A 16140-nucleotide genomic window follows, 5' to 3' on the forward strand; every position below is an offset into this window, starting at 1 on the left:
AATTTTCTCAATCTGGGAAACTGGGCAGTTGAAGTACCATTTCCAAGTTCCCCTGCACTTTTCCCTTCCATGGCGGAGAGGGGCTTTCGCTCTGAAATCTGCCTGACGATCCTGTTAATTTTGCGTACAGCAGCCAGAATGGCGTCAATCAGCAATGAGCTGTAACCTTCTGAAATTTATTGGCTTATGTCTGCTATGCACCAGTTGTGCATCTGGCCTGTCTCAACCTGCGCCGATGCAGGCCTCTAACCCGATCCAGATCTCAGGAAATAACCAGGACGTCGTCTGGGAACGGATAGTCGATACCATCCACAACTACAAATTCGCCATCGCCAAAGAGAACAAGCTGGATGGCCGCATCGAAACCGAATACAAAGTCGGCGCCAACCTGCTTGAGCCCTGGCACGGTGATTCGGTCGGCTTTGATAACCGTCTGGAAAGCACGCTGCAGTCCATCCGCCGCAGAGTATTCGTCAGTGTCACCCCGATCGAGGGAGGGTACCTGCTCGGAGTGGAAGCGTTCAAGGAAATCGAGGACGTAACTACCCCCACCGCCAGTGCGCCTGGCGGCGCCACGTTTCAACAGGAACTCAGCCTGAGACGTGATTTGAACCTGGTCGAAGAACGCAGCAACCCGGATGGCTGGATCCCTCTGGGGAGAGACCCGGCCCTCGAGCAGGACATTCTGGAAAGCCTGCAGATCGCATTCTCGCAGTAAACCTGAAAAAAACGGGAACAGTAGCGCAACTGATAGCAGGCATATACTCCCGGGATCAGGCTTATTTACACAGAATCAACTTGCCGTTCTGTGTGATTCGCAACCGATAAGTCGTCTCGCCATGCTGGATCAGGACTTCCTGCTTTCCATTCAAAATGGCATCGGATTCAATGACATCAGTTGGGGTTTCTTCTTGCGCATTGGTAGCGGTAGCCGGGCGTTCAAGCTTCTCTGATTCGCTCATAATTAGGTTCATGTTACTCAACAAAGTGAATTTTGTATTTCGCAATTCAATACGCCCCCGGCAGTGGATCGTACAGATTCCCACTCCCGAATGAATTGCCCATCATCAGTACAGCTGTCAGCTAAGTTTTTTCTTTTCCCAGGAACACATCCGAAAAAAGTATGCTTTCTGAGAGAGAGTTGCTTGCTTCCAGCACAACTGACGGCTAACATAATGAACCTGAGACTCAATGTCAACTGGGACTGATTATCCTGTCTCAGAGAATTTACTGATAATTTCGGCAAGACGGCTATCACTCAGATCACGAGGCGATCTGATTTGTACGTTGCATACCACATGTACACGAGCACGTTGCCTGAATCTTTTTTACTGGAAAGAAGAGAAATGGCGCAACGTTCTCAAGAGAGCCGAATGTTCGGCAGACGTGGTTTTACGTTAATTGAGCTTCTGGTGGTGATCGCCATCATTGCGATTCTGATCGCTCTGCTGCTCCCCGCCGTCCAGCAGGCCCGCGAAGCTGCCCGCCGCAGCCAGTGCAAAAACAATCTGAAACAGATTGGTCTGGCTCTGCATAACTACCTGAGTGCTTATACCGCGTTTCCTCCCGCTTTCTGTGCTGGTCCTGGCGGAGGAACTTTCACTGAAGGTGGTCAGTGGTCGATTCACGCTCGCATCCTTCCCTTTGCGGATGGAGCGAATCTGTTCAATAACATTGACTTCACACGCAGCTATGAGAATCAGAGCGATCCTTCGATCGCCTACACCCGCATTCCCTTCCTGCTCTGCCCCAGTGAAGTGAATGACAAAATTCGTCCCGATTCTTCAGGCAACCCCGAACATTACCCCATCAGCTATGGTTACAACGGGGGTACCTGGCGTGTCTTTACTAACTCCAGCCTGAGTGGCGGAGACGGTGCGTTCTTTCCGAACAGTAAAACGAAACCACGTGACTTCACAGACGGAACCAGCAACACGCTCTGTTTTGCAGAGGTAAAAGCATTTACCGCTTATAACCGCGATGGAGATGCAGGCACTTCTACCGTGCCCAGTGTCGCCGGTGATGTGGAAGCCCTGATCAGTGGGGGCGGTTCCAATAAAGCCAATAGTGGCCACACAGAATGGGTCGATGGTCGCGTCCACCAGACCGGTTTTACTACTACATTGCCCCCCAATACCAAAGTTGCTGTCCCCGGTGCAGGTGGCGGCGCCATCGATGCGGGTGACTACACGTCCTGCCGGGAAGCCAAAAGCTGCACCGGTCCCACCTACGCTGCTGTCACAGCACGCAGCTATCACATTGGGACCGTACACGCCCTGATGGTAGATGGTGCAGTCCGATCCATCAGCGAAAATATCGACCTGGGCACCTATCGTGCCCTGAGCACCCGTAGCGGTGGAGAAGTTATCGGCGAGTTCTAAACCAGCTAAAGACTGACCGGCAAAATTCAGATTCTATTCCAAACGGTCCTGAGTGTTTTACTCAGGGCCGTTTTTTATTTTTCGCCATCCGTTGATTTAACAGAAGCTTTCCTGCCAGACCGTAACAGTGTCATGATCTCATGCAGCCCTAATATCTTCGCCAGCTGCAGGTAAATTACAACAGCGGTGATAACGGGAACCAGCACACGCAGCAGGCGATAACGAAATAAATCAACAGTGGGCAGTAACTGTAATTCGATCAGGATGATCGCAGACATCACTGCGGTCGCCAGGCTGGCCCGCCAGCTAGTGTTGAACAGTTTCGCATAATCGATCTGCCCCACCTTCTCCCTGATCAGCCACAGACAGAGGCCCGTCTGAATCATAGCGGCCATTGATGTGGCCAGTGCCAGCCCCCTACCCTTGAGCCACCAGATCAGCGCCAGATTCAACAGCAGATTGCAGATTACGACCACCACCCCAATTCGTACCGGCGTACGGGTATCTCCGATGGCATAGAATCCTCGATTCAAAATCAGGACCGCCATAAAAGCAAACACGCCGATGCCATAAAAGCGAATCATCTCTGCCGTCTGCAGGGCATCAAACTGATCAAAGTCACCATACTGAAACAGCAGCGAAGAAAGCGGCTGTGCCATCAGCACCAGTCCCAGGCTGGCGGGGAGCCCTACACCAATCACAAGTTGCAGTCCCAGCAGTAAATCTCGTCGTAACAGATGATGGTCGTTCCGTTCTGCATGCCTGGATAACTGAGGATAGAGCACGGTTCCCAGGGCGACTCCAAACACTCCCAGGGGGAACTGATACATTCGCTGTCCGAAATAAAGTGCCGAGGCGGTTCCCGATTCAAAGATCTGCCAGACCGCGGGGCTGGCTCCTGTCGCGTAAATCCCCTCTGGTCGGGCCAGGCCCCACGCCAGACAGCTGTCGATCAGCGTGTTCAACTGCGTAATCGACAGGCCGACCACAATCGGAGCCATGCTTTGGGCAATGGACTGTACCTGACCGAACCCGACTCCCCAATCCATATGTGGTCGGTAGCCCATCTGGCATAGCTTCCAGAAAGGCAGCACCAGTTGCACCACTCCGCCCAGCAGAATCGCGATGCAGATCGCAGTAATTTTGGCAGGAGCATCCGGCAGAAAGGGAGCGACCAGCCAGATCCCGGCCATCCAGCTCAGGTTCAGAATGGTCGGTAACAGGGCCGGTACTGAAAAATGGTTCAATGCATGCAGCGTCGCGTTGATCTGAGCTGCCAGACAGACCAGAATCAGATAAGGCAGCAGCAGCCCGGTCAGCCAGTACAACAATTGTGCTTCTGACTCCGGATTCCCTCTCCAGCTAAGCAGCACCAGAATGACTTCTGCACTGCCTACGAGTAATACGGAAACCACCATCAGCCAGAACAGGACCGCGGTCACCAGCTTCCAGGATGCTTCACGTCCGTTCTGCTCGAGTTCGCGGATATAGGTGGGAAGAAAGGCCGTAGAGAGTGCCCCTTCTCCTAACAGACGTCGCGTCAGGTTGGGCAGTTTAAAAGCGACAGAAAACGAGTCCATGATTGGACCGTTGCCAAAGAGGGTTGCCATACCGATATCGCGAACCATCCCCAGCACGCGGCTTAACAGCGTCAGCAGACTAACAGTTCGTAGTCCTGCGAACAGCCCGCGCGTATGGTCAGATGCAACCACCTGAGCTTGATTTTCCTGGACAGGTCCAGGTGGCGCAGAATCATCCATAATTCAAATGAGAAATCAGGACAGTACCGGCTCGAGTCGTGCAGAGTTGATATCGATCATTTTCAAGATCTCAAGTACACGCTCCATGGGCAGATTCCACTCTCTGGCCCAGATAATAATGTCCAGATTCTCCATCCGCAGCCAGAAGATTCGATCCAGAATCCGATCTGCCAGCAGATCATTCTCCAGTTGAAGAGACTTCAAAAAACCGAAACGGGTATCACTGAATTCTTGCCAGCATCGATTTCCCAAAAGATGCTCAATTTTCTTCCCGATGCAAAAGTAATACCAATGATTTGCATACCAGTCAGAAATAGCAAGCGTACCCAGATCAAAGCCATTCTTTTGGCTTTCGATCCATTTGTGGCGTTCCGCTTCTAGAGGAGCTTCCTCATAGATGCTGGAGGCCGTAGACGGATCCAAGAGTTCGGACGACATGCTTCACCTCAATGTGCGTCTGCGATCCCAATAGAAGAAGTACGAAACTTTGTCAGTCGCTGCCAGGTTCCAACAGCGTTAATGAGCTTCGCAAAAACCTTAGTAACATAGTGTTATACCCCCGCGGAATATTCCAGGCAAGATTCATTTCCGGGAGAAATCAGATTTTTGAAAGGAAGTTTAAGAAGAGGCGAGCAGGCGTCAAGTGCCTGTCAGTCCCCTTTTTACTCAAAAAACTCAGGCACAGCCGCTGAGCAGAAACAGCAGTTGCTCCAGTTCCAGCCGGGGGTCCAGGCGGCTGTTGCCTTTCAGATTTAAATCGGCGTCCAGCAGCCATTGACCTATTTTTTCCGCCCGCTGCCGGGTCAGTCTTCGCAGGTAACGGTCAGACGAATCGATGTCCCGCGGGAAGACTCCCGACTCCTTGAGCGCCTGCCTCAACGGGGTCCCCTGCACCGCCAGTTGCGTGGCCTTAAAGTACTTGCGCCAAACGAAGTTGAGCCCCCCCAGGATTTTCTGGGGCGCCTCGCCGGCCACCAGCAGATTATCCAGGTATTTCAAAGCTGCTCCGACATTTCCGTCTCGCACGGCGTCGGTCATCGCCCAAGTCGTCTCTGCTTTCCAGCCTCCGACAACAGCGCGAATATCATCTGGACTAATGCGTGCCGCCTCTCCCACAAAGGTGGCGAGCTTGGAGAGTTCCTGATGAATCTGTCCACAATGGGTTCCCACGAGTTCGACCAGCAGCAGCGAAGCTTCTCGCGAAATCTGTTTCTGATGGACCTGTTCTGCAGTATCTGCGATCCATTTTGCCAGTTGGCTCCCCTTGAGCTCCTTGCATTCCAGATCCAGACCGATCTTCGCGACAGTCTTGGCGAGTTTGGTCGACTTATTCCACGATTTGACGTCCAGAATCAGCAGCGAACTCTTCGAGGGTGCTTCCAGGTATTTTTCCAGTCGCGAGCGGAACGCGGAGACAAACTTCTCTGCCTCATCCACGATCACCAGCCGCTGATCGCCCCACATAGAGACGGTTTTCAGTTCGTCAAACAGGGTGGATGGGGGGAGCTCTTTTTCCAGCCGCTTCCCGTCGAAACGCGTGATGCTGGTGTCCTCTTCCTCGCCCAGCACAATCGGCTCGATCGCATGAATCGCTTCCTGTTTCATGTACCGATCATCACCGTGAAGGACCACAATCGGTCCCAGCGTGTGCTGCTCGGGGCTTAACAGAAACTCGGTGACATGCAGGGGCATCGCTAACTCTTATTGACCGGAAACCGCGGGATCACATACATTCACACTTCTGGAGCGGCAATATTGAAAACCATTCCAGAGTATTTACGAAATCTATTACACTCCATTTAGCAGCGAATTTCGAGTGCCCCCGGCACCGGTTCCTGCATTTTGAGTAAAACCAGGCGGGGAACAGACCGATTTCCGAGGATCCGGCAGATCAATTTGAACAGGCATCGAGTCAGTCTTCTCACCTGCTGCACCAGGCGCATGCGCAACCACCGCTCCCCAAACTCCTGCAGCAAGCAGAACTGTTCTTCCAGTGCCCCGGCGAGAAGTATCCGATCTCCAAAGCGATTCACCTTTCGCGTCTGGCTGCCTTTTATCCCAAGTGCCGCGACTGTCCTCACAACCAGATCACCGGAAACCTTTCTCCGCAGACGGTTAAACGCCTGCATCAGACTCAGCAGGCGCGAGGCACTGCGCCCGACCTGTTTACAGCTGAAGGAGTACGTGGCGTTTATCTGAATCAAATCGACCGCACACAGGCCGCTCACCTGGCCGGCGCCTTCTCGCACCTGCTCTGGGAGAGCCTCCCGCTGAAAGGGTTAGCCCCGGATTCCAAAACCGCCCACTCCCGAAGATCGTCTGCTCCCTCCAGAGAACAACCTCGGCCCGAAAAGAGTCGCGGACCCTGCGTTGTCATTGGGTTCGATGAACGACCTTCGTCACCCGACATCATTACCGGCGTTGCGGGAGCACTTCGTCGAAACGGCTGCCGGGTGATTGATCTGGGTCTCACAGTACCTGCAATCCTCGCTTATGCCACCTCGCATCTGCAGGCCCAGGGCGCGATCATGGTCACCGGTTCCCACTGTGGTCCGTCCAGTACCGGACTCGAATTTTTACTTGAACAGTCCCAGCCTGTCTCCCGGGGATTCCGCCTCGAACGCATCCAGGAGATCGCTGAGCAGGGTTACGGTCGTGCATCACGACAGCCGGGTTCTCAGCGTACCTTCCACCCCATGGAAACATACCGCAGCCAGTTCCTGAAACACTTTCACGCCCTGCGACCGTTGAAAATCGCGGTCGCCTGTTCCCTCAGACTGGTCCGGGAAACCCTCGATTCCCTGTTCGATAAGCTCCCCTGCCAGCTCTCCTGGGTCGACATTCCACATCAGAAGCGGAACCTGCTCGATCCCGACGATTCAGATGTCCGCAAAATGCAGCAGTACCTCGAAACCCACACCTGCGACCTGGGTCTGCTGATCGACGACGACAGCCGCCAGACCGCGTTCTTCAGCGAGACAGGTGAGTTACTCCCCAATTACGCCGTCACCCGGTTGCTGATGCAGGCCCTGGCCGCCGAACAGTCAGAGGCCGTCTTCGTGCTCGATCAGATCAGCCGGGAACAGCAGACAGAGCTCCCTGCAGACTGGAACCTGCACACACATAGGGGAACGCTGGCAGACAGCTATTTTCAGATGCAGCAACACAGGGCCGTTTACGCTGCCGATCACAGTGGATATCATTGGTTCCGGGAAACCGTCCCCACCTGCGATGCCATTTTGACGCTGGCTCATGTCCTGGCTGCCTTGAGCTTCAGCGATGCACCCGTCAGCGAACTTCTCTCTTCCACAGACGAAGAGACACCCTGACAGCCTGCGGATCTGCTGCTGTGACTAACCCGGAAACACCGTCCTCTGCGTACATACACGTCCCTTTCTGCCAGCACCGCTGCGGCTACTGTGACTTTACGCTCGTTGCCCGCAAGGACCACCTGATCGACGACTATCTGGCTGCCATGGAACAACAGTTCGCGACAGTCGAACCGGGCACCGAACTGCAGACCCTCTTCCTGGGAGGGGGCACTCCCACTCATCTCAGCATTGAACAACTGGAACGACTCTTTTCCGCCCTCTTCAACCGGTTTCGTCTGGCGGACGATTGCGAATTCAGCATTGAAGCCAATCCACTGAATCTGAGCATTGAGAAAATCGACTTCCTCAAGCAGCGTGGCGTCAACCGGGTCAGCCTCGGCGTCCAGTCCTTTCACTCCGAGATACTCACCTTCCTGGAGCGGGATCATCAACCCGAGCAGATCTTCGAAATCGTGCAGAACCTGCAGGCCCGCATTCCCAATACCAGCCTCGATCTGATCTTCGCGGTCCCCGGTCAAAGCCTGTCGGACTGGGAGTCCTCCCTGGCCGATGCCGTCGGTCTCGGAATTCCCCACCTCTCGACCTACGGCCTGACCATCGAGAAGGGAACCTCGTTCTGGAGTCGCCAGCAGTCGGGGCTCTTCGATTTACCCGCGGATGACCTGGCCGGCAGCATGTATGAATTTTCGCTGGACTATCTGGGCTCCCGGGGACTGCAGCATTACGAGATTTCAAACTTCGCCCGCCCGGGGTTCGAATGTCGCCACAATGAAGTCTACTGGACCGGCTATCCCTACTTTGGTTTTGGTCCCGGTGCAGCCAGTTACCTGAATGGTGTTCGCCGCCAGAATCACCGCAGTGTCACTACCTGGCTCAAGCATGTCGCCGCCGGTGAGTGTCCGATCGCGGAACAGGAAGAACTCGATCCCGAATCCCGAGCCCGCGAGGCAATCATCTTCGGTCTCCGGCGTCGCGTCGGCATCGATCTCGCTGAGTTCGCATCCCGCTACGGTTTCTCAATTCCGGAACTGGCGGAATCCGCGATTGAGAGAAATATCGCTGCGGGACTACTGGAACAGACCGAAACCCACCTGCGGCTCACCCAGGCCGGTTGCCTGCTCGCCGATTCCGTGGTGGTCGATTTCCTCTGATCACGCGAGACTCAGTGCCCCTGGTATTCCTGAGTCACCTGGACCGTATACTTGCCAGGAAACTTCGTCCAGCCATTCTCCATCTGGCTCCCCAGAATTTCGAACTGCAGTGTTCCTTTCGGCACCAGGAAGTACAGCCCCCCGTCATAGTCATCATGCACGCAGGGAAAAACCCGATTATTAACGCGGGCTTCCATATGATAACCCAGTCCGCCGATCAACGAGTTCAAACCGATTGTGTTTCGATAGTTGATCAGGTCCGGCATCGGTCCGCCTTCCTGCAGGAAGCGATTCCAGTCCGTATAAAAAGCTGCGAGCTGACTCTGCAATTCTGTGTAGCGTGGCTGATCGAGTTGCGTGCCATGCTGCTTGATGTATTCCAGCAGTGCCGGATCGCCCGTTAAATCGACGCGAACGATTTCCGTTTTCGCGCCCGGCTTCAGACGAACTTTCAATCCGCCCTGTTCCGGACCAAAGAACGTCATCTCCATCAGGTCGCTCTGCACCCGACGTGGCGTCTCTTTAAAACTGTTATTCACCGCCTGGATCACATCCTCAGACAGTCCCAGATCCGATGTTTTCTGCAGTTGCTCCAGGCTCGCATCTTCCGGACTCAGCCGGGCTCCGACAAGATTCCCTTCCAGCCGTGGACCATAGGTGTAATAGAAATAGCCGGCTGCGCCGAGCATCAGCCCGAAGCAGAGAATGATCAGTAGAATGGGACCCACGTTCGACCTGCGTCGTTTCCGCAGATACTGGGCTGTCGCGGTCGATAAAGGTCGTTGTTGAACCGCAACGGAATCACCTGCCGGTGGTGCGGCTTCCTGTGATGCTCCTGCCGGTGCATCCATGGCGGGAGCCTGCGTTTGAGAAACCGCCTGCGTTTCCTGGGCGGCAGGGGCAGCCTGCTCGCTCATGGCGAATGGATTGGGAATCACAAGCTTCGTGCCGCAACGGGGGCAATCCCCCTGTTTGCCTGCGGAAGCATCGGGAACCTTCAACGTGGAAGTACAGTACGGACAATCAAATTGTATTGCCATGTCTCAACTCAATGTTATGTCTGGGTTTATATATTCGGGACGAACGGGGAAGGCGTTCGTACTTCCGTCTGATTGAGGCGCAAACGTTGGGTGGGAACTCAGGAGCGTCAGTATCAATTATAAGGATATTCAGTCCGAAGACCAGACTGTTTTTCAGCAGGAAACCGCATTCGTGAAGGGCGAGAACCGGTTATTTCAATGATTCGAGATATGCCAGCAGATGAGCGGCCTGCTCGGCTGTCAGGTCACGGAGTAACTGGTCGGGCATCAGCGATTTCTTCTGCATCACCACAGTTTCCACATCCTGCACCGGGATCTCCAGAAGTTCGTTTTTGGCATCCTTCAACACCACGCCCGCATCGTCTCTACGGACCAGCAGCCCACTGACCACCTTGCCCGAACGCAGCTCGACCACGCAGGTAAAATATTTCTCATCGATTTTTTTCGATGGTTCAATAATATTCTCCAGCAGCTCCTGCCGTGAAAGTTTCTTGCCAATCTGGGTCAGGTCAGGGCCGAGCTCTTTGCCATGCTGATGCACACGATGACAATTCCGGCACTGCAGTCCCGCCATCTCCATGAACAGTCGCTTCCCTTCCCGCGAATCTCCCGGCAATGAAAGCAGCGCCCGATGGTCGATGTTCTGCCCCAGCCGTTTTACCCGCTGATCCTCAGGCAGGAATCGTTCAAACAAATCACGCACCAGTGGATTCTCACCCTGCGTCGCCAGCCGTACGATCTGCTTCTGCGTGTCCTCCGACATCGGTTGTCGATCCAGGGCGTTCAAGAGCATCAGCCCTCCGCTGGTAGTTCCGAGAACTTCCTGTAGTTTCTGTCCGGAAAAATCCTGATCTTCAATCTGTATCGCGTCTTCCAACAGATTCACCTGTCGGTTCCGCTGACGTGCGATTTCGAACTGCAACTCATGCGGACGCGTAGGCAGTCGTTCGATCCATTCCTGAATTAACCGGGTCCCTTCGACATCAACAATCGATGAACCCGAATAAGGCATCCGCCCTTTTCCCAGTTTGCTCATGCGATAGAGTAACACCGATCGGAACGGATCGCCCGGAGCAATCACTTCTGCTCCGAGAATCTCAAACTTCCCCTGGGTGGGTGTCACTCCTACCGCTTTCATCGCTTCCAGATCGAAAGAGGCATCGAGTTCAATCGTCGAACCGCCTCCGCCGTTATTGCGATGACAGTGTCTGCAGTTCGCATGCAAGTAAGATCGGGCCCGCAGGTTCAACGCTGCCGCGGTGTTGTGTGGATCCACCAGATAATGTGCCTTAGTCCCCTTTGATTCATTCCACACCGATTCGGGCAGCACCTTGATGTGCGCCAGAGCCCGCAACTGATTGTCGACGATATCACCGAATTTTCGTTCCCGGTTGAGTTGTGCTTCTTCGAAGGAAAGCACCGACAAATAATTCTGGTAGGGTGTATGACAGACCGCACACTCCGCCCGACTGGAAACCCGCCACTCGTAGTTCAGTTTTCCGTCCGGATGGCCCGCATCGGTTATCTCCAGTTTGATGCTGTCGCCTTCAGTGGGGACCAGAGTCGCATCGGTCTGATCTTCGTTCCAGCGATAGGAATATCCCTGCCAGCGGGCCCCGTTGAAGTGTAACAGCTGTGTTTCGAGCCGCAGGGCCGTCTGCGGATTCCCCCGCTCCGTCTCCAGCGAAATGGTTTTGACCAGCACCGTATCTTTGGGAAAATTCCAGAACCGTTTCTGCACGACTTCAATCGTGGTATCAGGAGGCAAGGCGATGAAGCGTTCGGCAGTCGCGTAGTCCGCCCAGGCAGGTGCATTGATTTCGTATGGTATCACACCCGCGGCCACCTGATGCTTTTCGGTTGATTCGAATAAACCGGTCTGGCTCAATCGGGTCGGGAAATCCGGATTATGATCGGACTCCTTAATTGGCGCCAGCCGATGAAAGGCGCCTCCTTCAATGTCAACGATGTAAACTTCGCCCGCATCATCGATGGCAAAGGCGGTTACTTTCAACGTCGAGTTCGCCAGCTCCTGATGCCAGTTGACCCGTTGATTTTCATAACGCAACCCCCACAGTTTTCCCGTGGAATAGTCACCGTAGATGTAAGTATCTTTCAGATCCGGCAGGCGCGTGCCTCCATAAAAGTAGCCCCCTGTAATCGAACGGGCTTCGCGATGCGAATGGGCAATCGTGGGTGGCAGAATGGGCGTCGGTCCCAGCTGATTCCCCGGCTTGACCGGCTGGCGGCCTTCTTTGATACTCCAGCCATAGTTACCGCCCTTTTCGACGCGATAGACGAGTTCCCACAGTTCCCAGCCGACATCGCCCACCCATAAATCACCGCTCTTGGGGTCGAAGCACATCTTCCACGGATTACGAAAGCCGAACGCCCAGATTTCAGGCCGCACGTTCGGCAGTTTCACGAACGGATTATCAACGGGAATCGCATAAGGCAGATCCTGACTGCGTTGATCGACGTCGATTCGCAGCACACAGGAGAGCAGGTTGCTCACATCCTGTCCGGCATTATGAATGTCCGGCGGTGAAGCGGGTCCGCCATCACCTGTTGAGATATAAAGATAGCCATCTGGTCCAAACCGCAGGCAGCCACCATTGTGTCCGCCCGACAGCCACTCAATCAAAGTCTCTTCCGATTCCGGATTGCAGTGCAGCCGATTTGCATCCTGTACCTTAAACCGCGAGACCCGCGTCCCTTCGGGCAGGCCTGGCTTCAAAACGTAGCAGATATAAACATATCCGTTTTCTTCAAAGCGGGGATGAAATGCCATCCCGTAAATTTCATTCAGTTCGGGGACATGCTGCTTGAGATCCAGAAAGAGTTCGGTTTCGGAAGTCCCCTGATCCTGGTAATCGAAGGAAAAGATCTTCCCCTTGCGCTCGGCAACAAAAAAGCGTTTCATACCTGGCGCGGTCGCAACCACCAGGGGTTGATTGAATTTCAACTGGGGAAAGGCCCGCTCGGTTTCGTAAGGCAATGCGGGATCGGGGCTCCCCTGCACCTTTGAAGTCGTCCAGGGAATCCGTTCCTCGATCCCGTACTGGGCATCCTGCGCCTGCAGACGTCCCTGCAGGCAAAAGATGGCCGTCAGGACCAGTGACCAGACTAACCAGACTCGGGAATCAGACTTTTTTCCAGGGGCCTTCATGCAGAGCAGTCCTCTTCTTCTGTGAGAGATGCAGGAGCCCGTCTTCGCCCCCGCTGAATGGATCCTTCGTCGCATCCTCTGATACTATTCAACCTGCTGTCCCCACCGAATGCAATTCCGAATGCCGCTTCGCGCTGCGGAACACGGATCTTTTCCACCCGGTTCTCAAATGTGAACCGGCGGTTACCGCATGTTAACCGGATCCACATCGATGATATATTCGATCCCCTTTTCCCGAGGCAGTTTGGGATCCACTTCCCGCCACAGTTGCAGAATCTCTTCCACATTCACCGCAGCCAGCTGGAAATGGTAGCGAAAATATTTCTTCAGCCTGATAATCGGCGCCGGAGCCGGTCCCAGAATCTGCACACTCAGTTTCCGTTCTTCTGCGGCATCATGGAGAATCTCGGCAATCAGTCGGGCGAACTTTTCCACATGCTCTTCGTGGGGACCACGTAGAATCACCCGGGCGTAATGCGAAAAAGGAGGTGCGAGCATCTCTTTACGGTGCCCCAGCTCCAACCGGGCAAACCCCAGGAAGTCATGCTCCGCGGCTTTGACGATGGCGGGCTCGGCCGGCGAGGTTGTCTGCACAAACACGCGTCCCCCCTGCATGCCCCGTCCCGTACGTCCGGCGACCTGCGCAATCAACTGAAACGTCCGTTCCGAAGCAAACAGATCGGGTTGATGCAGCATCGTATCCGCGTCGATCACGCCCACGAGCGTTACGTTCGGGAAGTCGAGCCCTTTCGCAATCATCTGTGTTCCCAGCAGGATATCGACCTCACCCGCGGCGAAGGCATTGAGCACCTTCGCATGACTGCCGACACCCCGCATGGTATCGCTGTCCATTCGCTTGCAGGTGTAATTGGGAAACTTCGCTTTGACCTCTTCCTCCAGTCGTTGTGTCCCGGTACCCACATACCGCAGTCCCGGTGCCCCACAACTGGGACAGTGCGTTGGCGGCTTGCTGGAAAAATCGCAGCTGTGACAGACCGCAAGGCTCTTATCCCGATGCCAGGTCAGTGAGATCTCACAGTGCGGACACTTCACCGAGTTTCCACACCCTTTACACCACAGTGCCGGCGAATAGCCGCGGAGATTCAGGAATAGAATCACCTGCCCACCCGCTTCGAGTGCGTGCTGCATGCCCGTGAAAAGTACACGTCCGAGCGACTCGTTTCGCCTGACCTGCACATCATTGCGAACATCGATGATATTCACACCGGGCATCGGCAGATTATTGACCCGCTTAGGCATCGAGATCAGCGTGTCTTTCTTCTCAATGACCCGCAGCCAGGAATTCAACGTGGGCGTCGCCGACCCCAGAATCAAAGGAACCTTCTCCAGTTCGGAACGTTTTCGCGCCACTTCGCGGGCATGATAACGGGGCGCGGTCTCCTGCTTGAAACTGGTCTCGTGCTCTTCATCAATGATGATCAGCCCCAGATGTGGTGCGGGAGCAAACACGGCACTCCGGGCTCCCACAATCACCTGCACCTTACCGGCCGCGATATTCTGCCAGTGGTAATGACGGTCGCTGTCACTCAAATGACTGTGCAGCACCGCCACCGAATCGAAGCGGGAACGAAATCGCTGAATCGCCTGCGGGGTCAGACTGATTTCGGGAACGAGAACAATCGCCTGCTGACCATAGCTGACGACTTCGCGGATCGCCTGGATGTAAACTTCGGTCTTACCACTGCCTGTCACGCCCTGCAGGACGAACGTTTCGCTCCGCTGCCCCCGGATCGCGGACAGAATCTGATCCAGCGCCATCCGCTGGTCCCGGTTCAACTGCAGATCGTCCTGCTTGGTGATGTGTGCGTAAGCCGCATCGTCGCCATTTTCGAAATGCTGTACCCGTTTCTGATGACTGCGAATCAAGGTCTTCTTTTTCAGAGTCTGAACCGGGCCGGAACCACAGCCGGCGGCGGCCATGACTTGATCCATCGTCAGTGGCTGGTCGGCAGATTTAAGTGCATCGTAGACGGCCCGCTGTTTGGCCGGCAGCCGTTCGATTTCTTCAGGAATGTTTCTCCCCTGTAGTGCACGCGGATCGGTCAGTTCAAACACCGTCACCATCCGGGTGCCCGCCTGATTCTTGACGCCGGCAGGAACGACACAGTCCAGCACCTGCCCCCAACTGCACAGGTAGCGGTCGGCAATCCAGCGGGTCAATTTTAGCATCTTGGCGCTGAACAACGGGCGGCTGTCCAGAATGGTATCGACCGACTTCAGACGCACACTGGGCTGATCTTCATCCGCAGGTCCCACGCCCACACAATAGCCGGGCGAGAGCTGATTCCCCCGACCAAAGGGGACCTGCACCCGATGTCCGGGCTTGAGCAACGGGCGCATCGACTCCGGCACCAGGTAATGAAACACGCGGTCCACCGGTCGGTTCAGAACGATTTGTGCCAGATACAGATTCTGTGAATTCCGCTCCCAGGGCATCGGGTTTTCGGGGAGCTCTTCATCTTCAAACAGGCTCTGTTGCTTCGGTTTACTCATACAGCCAGCAGGATATACTAGGGAAAAGGTCAAATCGTTTTGTAACTCTTTGACAGCGGTAACTCAACAAACAAACTCGACTATCGAGCATTCGATACAAAAGATTCTTTCAGTGATGCCCCCTGCTCACTCAGCTCCTTTGCTGAAAGCCTCCGCTGAAAGATAGAAATGATTCACCGATGCGTATTGGAATTTTTGGAGGAACCTTCGATCCCATCCATAACGGTCACCTGCTTCTCGCCGAACAGTGCCGCGAACAGGCCGCACTGGATGAAGTCTGGCTGATCCCCGCCGGTTCTCCCCCGCACAAGGAAACAAAAGGCATTACGGCTGGGAAACAGCGGCGAGAAATGCTGGAGTTCGCGATCGCCGGCAACCCCAGCTTCGTCATTCAGGACCTGGAACTGCACCGCGACGGTCCCAGTTACACGGTAGATACGCTACGTCAACTCAAGGAATCCCACCCCGCCGACGACTTTTTCCTGATCATCGGAGCCGACTCTGTTCGCGACTTCCACACCTGGCGCGAGCCGGAAGCGATTCTGGAGCAGGCACACCTGATCGGCGTCAATCGCCCTAACATTAGTTTACCAGATCTCAGTAATCTGACAGACAAGCTCGGCGAGACGGTCATTACCAAAATCTCCTGGGTCACCATGCCCGGCATCGATCTCTCTTCCACCGACATCCGCCAGCGGATTCGCGAAAACAAAAGTGTCCGCTACATGATGCCGCGGGCAGTCGAAGTTTATATCCACAATAACAGGCTGTATTTAGACTGAGATTTCCCTAA

The 16140-nt window shown here is 54.7% G+C and carries 13 protein-coding genes; 5 read left to right on the plus strand and 8 right to left on the minus strand.

From position 1 onward, the window contains the following. Positions 1–235 precede the first annotated feature (235 nt). Positions 236–718, plus strand: a complete 483-nt coding sequence (locus tag HG66A1_RS22380) for a hypothetical protein (RefSeq protein ID WP_145189268.1) — start codon at positions 236–238, stop codon at positions 716–718. A 61-nt stretch (positions 719–779) separates the two neighbouring features. Here HG66A1_RS22380 and hemP read toward each other — a convergent pair whose 3' ends face one another. Next, positions 780–962 (minus strand): hemin uptake protein HemP, encoded by a 183-nt coding sequence (gene hemP / locus HG66A1_RS22385; RefSeq protein ID WP_145442152.1) that lies wholly within the window; start codon positions 960–962, stop codon positions 780–782. Positions 963–1346: 384 nt separating this feature from the next. Between hemP and HG66A1_RS22390 the strand changes: the two genes are divergently transcribed. Next, the gene (locus tag HG66A1_RS22390; RefSeq protein ID WP_145189273.1) at positions 1347–2381 is read left to right on the plus strand and encodes a DUF1559 domain-containing protein; all 1035 of its coding nucleotides are present in this window, start codon (positions 1347–1349) and stop codon (positions 2379–2381) included. Between the two features lie 74 nt (positions 2382–2455). On the opposite strand, the gene murJ is transcribed toward HG66A1_RS22390, so the two are convergent. From murJ to HG66A1_RS32490, 4 genes are all read right to left on the minus strand, one after another. Beyond that, positions 2456–4093 carry a murein biosynthesis integral membrane protein MurJ gene (gene murJ / locus HG66A1_RS22395; RefSeq protein WP_197996747.1) on the minus strand — a complete coding sequence of 546 codons (1638 nt, stop codon included), beginning with the start codon at positions 4091–4093 and terminating at the stop codon, positions 2456–2458. Positions 4094–4156: 63 nt separating this feature from the next. Further along, entirely contained in the window at positions 4157–4579 is a 423-nt protein-coding gene (locus HG66A1_RS22400) for a hypothetical protein (protein WP_145189279.1), read from the minus strand. Positions 4580–4816: 237 nt separating this feature from the next. Then, positions 4817–5833, minus strand: coding sequence for a DNA polymerase III subunit delta (gene holA, locus HG66A1_RS22405; RefSeq protein ID WP_145189282.1), 1017 nt, complete (start codon positions 5831–5833; stop codon positions 4817–4819). A 107-nt stretch (positions 5834–5940) separates the two neighbouring features. After that, positions 5941–6369, minus strand: a complete 429-nt coding sequence (locus HG66A1_RS32490; RefSeq protein ID WP_232106645.1) for a hypothetical protein — start codon at positions 6367–6369, stop codon at positions 5941–5943. Between the two features lie 42 nt (positions 6370–6411). Between HG66A1_RS32490 and HG66A1_RS32495 the strand changes: the two genes are divergently transcribed. Next, positions 6412–7470, plus strand: a complete 1059-nt coding sequence (locus HG66A1_RS32495; protein WP_261344745.1) for a hypothetical protein — start codon at positions 6412–6414, stop codon at positions 7468–7470. A gap of 20 nt (positions 7471–7490) precedes the next feature. Next, positions 7491–8624 (plus strand): radical SAM family heme chaperone HemW, encoded by a 1134-nt coding sequence (hemW, locus tag HG66A1_RS22415; protein ID WP_232106646.1) that lies wholly within the window; start codon positions 7491–7493, stop codon positions 8622–8624. An 11-nt stretch (positions 8625–8635) separates the two neighbouring features. On the opposite strand, the gene HG66A1_RS22420 is transcribed toward hemW, so the two are convergent. The 3 genes from HG66A1_RS22420 to priA form a co-directional block, all read right to left on the minus strand. Beyond that, positions 8636–9664, minus strand: coding sequence for a hypothetical protein (locus tag HG66A1_RS22420; RefSeq protein ID WP_145189288.1), 1029 nt, complete (start codon positions 9662–9664; stop codon positions 8636–8638). 190 nt (positions 9665–9854) lie between these two features. Further along, entirely contained in the window at positions 9855–12833 is a 2979-nt protein-coding gene (locus HG66A1_RS22425) for a PQQ-dependent sugar dehydrogenase (RefSeq protein WP_197996748.1), read from the minus strand. Between the two features lie 183 nt (positions 12834–13016). Continuing rightward, positions 13017–15347, minus strand: coding sequence for a primosomal protein N' (gene priA / locus HG66A1_RS22430; protein ID WP_145189293.1), 2331 nt, complete (start codon positions 15345–15347; stop codon positions 13017–13019). A 179-nt stretch (positions 15348–15526) separates the two neighbouring features. Here priA and nadD point away from each other — a divergent pair, with 179 nt between their 5' ends. Further along, positions 15527–16129 (plus strand): nicotinate-nucleotide adenylyltransferase, encoded by a 603-nt coding sequence (gene nadD / locus HG66A1_RS22435; protein ID WP_145189295.1) that lies wholly within the window; start codon positions 15527–15529, stop codon positions 16127–16129. Positions 16130–16140: the final 11 nt, after the last annotated feature.

Source organism: Gimesia chilikensis (genome assembly GCF_007744075.1).
GTDB lineage: Bacteria > Planctomycetota > Planctomycetia > Planctomycetales > Planctomycetaceae > Gimesia > Gimesia chilikensis_A.

Coding starts and splice junctions, on each gene's coding strand:
- priA (WP_145189293.1), bottom strand. CDS start 15,347: ATGAGTAAACCGAAGCAACAGAGCCTGTTTGAAGATGAAGAGCTCCCC.
- HG66A1_RS22390 (WP_145189273.1), top strand. CDS start 1,347: ATGGCGCAACGTTCTCAAGAGAGCCGAATGTTCGGCAGACGTGGTTTT.
- holA (WP_145189282.1), bottom strand. CDS start 5,833: ATGCCCCTGCATGTCACCGAGTTTCTGTTAAGCCCCGAGCAGCACACG.
- HG66A1_RS22380 (WP_145189268.1), top strand. CDS start 236: ATGCAGGCCTCTAACCCGATCCAGATCTCAGGAAATAACCAGGACGTC.
- HG66A1_RS22425 (WP_197996748.1), bottom strand. CDS start 12,833: ATGAAGGCCCCTGGAAAAAAGTCTGATTCCCGAGTCTGGTTAGTCTGG.
- hemP (WP_145442152.1), bottom strand. CDS start 962: ATGAGCGAATCAGAGAAGCTTGAACGCCCGGCTACCGCTACCAATGCG.
- nadD (WP_145189295.1), top strand. CDS start 15,527: ATGCGTATTGGAATTTTTGGAGGAACCTTCGATCCCATCCATAACGGT.
- HG66A1_RS22420 (WP_145189288.1), bottom strand. CDS start 9,664: ATGGCAATACAATTTGATTGTCCGTACTGTACTTCCACGTTGAAGGTT.
- HG66A1_RS22400 (WP_145189279.1), bottom strand. CDS start 4,579: ATGTCGTCCGAACTCTTGGATCCGTCTACGGCCTCCAGCATCTATGAG.